Origin of the sequence: Portibacter marinus (assembly GCF_021533195.1) — a bacterium.
Classification (GTDB): Bacteria; Bacteroidota; Bacteroidia; order Chitinophagales; family Saprospiraceae; genus Portibacter; species Portibacter marinus.
In genome coordinates, this window is the sequence record NZ_JAJNKB010000049.1 from 1 (window position 1) to 1,908 (window position 1,908).

At 35.0% G+C, this 1,908-nt stretch carries 3 protein-coding genes; all 3 read left to right on the top strand.

The features are described from left to right. Positions 1-169 precede the first annotated feature (169 nt). Entirely contained in the window at positions 170-925 is a 756-nt protein-coding gene (locus tag L2567_RS20830; protein WP_235299799.1) for a hypothetical protein, read from the top strand. 123 nt (positions 926-1,048) lie between these two features. Next, complete coding sequence (locus L2567_RS20835; RefSeq protein WP_235299800.1) at positions 1,049-1,285, top strand: transposase; 237 nt, start codon at positions 1,049-1,051, stop codon at positions 1,283-1,285. 47 nt (positions 1,286-1,332) lie between these two features. After that, positions 1,333-1,803, top strand: coding sequence for a hypothetical protein (locus tag L2567_RS20840; RefSeq protein WP_235299801.1), 471 nt, complete (start codon positions 1,333-1,335; stop codon positions 1,801-1,803). Positions 1,804-1,908 lie beyond the last annotated feature (105 nt).

Below are 1,908 nucleotides of genomic sequence, written 5' to 3' on the forward strand. Positions count from 1 at the left end.
ATAACATGCGATAAGGAAGTAATTTCGCTTCAGAAGAGTCCTGATTGCAAGTATTGAATGAAATATTGCTACATTAGAAAACCGATCAAGATAGAGGAAAGCGAAACTCCTCCTATCGCTGGCCGTTCTATGCAAGCAAAATGAAAACACATCAATAACATAACCATTAATGACTGGTAAGAAAACAAATCATGATTTGGTTAGCCAACTTGAAAAGCATGAATCAGAAAGGATAAGACTTGAGAAGTTAGCAGGTAAACACATGTTGTGGTATATCTTGGTACCGATTGTGTTTATTGGTTGTTTAGTACTTTTTGATGAGTACTTACCAACAATGCTCTTCACAGCAATTCTAGTAGCAATGTTTTATGGTTTCTATTATCTAAATGTGCAGGAACCATTCAATAAGATTGTGTCTCAAATCAGAAAGTCACTGTTAGCCGAGTACATACGCACTTACTATCCAGAACTTAAATATGAATATTCTAGAATTGGAAGAAGTGCCAAAGAGATAATTCAGCAAACCAACTTAATCAATGCAAATAAATTTGAAGAGGAAGATGTCATTACTGGAGAAATTAATGATGTGGAATTCTACCTATCAGAAATAAGTGCAATTAGAAAAGTTGAGACTTTAAAATTCCCATTATTTAAAGGAATCTTATTTAAACTCAAAATTCCAAACAAGGAATTCCCATATACAACTATACAAAGTAAATTAGGATTAATAAAAAAGAACTTTGGAGGAATTGAGAAAAACGAGCAATATCAATTCTGGATCAGTTCAGATGACAAAACCAAAATTAATGAACAATTAAATACACTTTATCCATTCTTTAAACATTTAATCAAGGATGGGCGAGATGTAAGAATATATGCAGAAAAGGATGAAATAGTATTGATGATGGATGTAACAGCCCCCTAAATAATCGGACAAAGTTCTCAATTAAAAATAGAACTTTAAATGATGAAAAAAGGAAAAAGATCGTACAAGCGATATAGCAAATCTGAAAAATTAAAAATCCTTAAGTAAGCGAAAGCCAATGGTGTGAAGGTTACCCTAGACAAGTATGGGGTCTATTCAGCAACTTACTACAACTGGAAGAAGAATTATGATCTGTTCCAAGCTGATGGCTTGGATATCAAAGCACTTGGAGACGCTCAAAAAGAAATCAAACGGTTGAAGACAGAGCTTATGCACTATAAGAGTATGCTTGCTGAAGAGCAGCTGAAAGGACGTATGAAGGACGAGATGATTAAAAAAAAGTATCCAAACAGGAGTTGAAGATGATAGGTCAAGCTTATATGTGTCTAGGGTTATCTCGCGCACAAGTGTTAGAGATCACGTACCTTAGTAAACATCAATTGTATTATACTCCTACAGGCAGCAAGCCTGGTAAAAGACTTACAAGATTTACGCTTTGGAAAGATACGGCAAGTGGAACAAAGGTACAAAAGCCGAATGCAGAAGTGATCGATGAAATAATAGAGATTAGAAAAGATAGAGACCTTCCGAATTACTACAAACTAATAACTGCCTTATTGCAAATACGAGGCTGGTACATCAATTCCAAGAAAGTATATCGTCTGGAGAAGGAAAATGGTTTGTTGGCAAAGGCTAGAAAAAAGAAAGGCAGAAACTTTGTTAAATTTCGCAGAGCCATTCCATTGCGACCCCTTCATATCTTGGAGATGGACATAAAATATGTATGGATCTCAGGCAAAAACCGATTTGGGTACATATTGACCATAATAGATACTATGACAAGGTATGTGCTATGTGAGCTTCCCCCCAATTGTTAGACAGAAATAGTCTGTTTTCAAGTTTGAATTTGGCAGTTCGGTTTTCCACATTTCAATATCAAAAATATCCATGGTAAGATATTTTCAGATGTTGAACATAGTGGG

Coding starts and splice junctions, on each gene's coding strand:
- L2567_RS20830 (WP_235299799.1), top strand. CDS start 170: ATGACTGGTAAGAAAACAAATCATGATTTGGTTAGCCAACTTGAAAAG.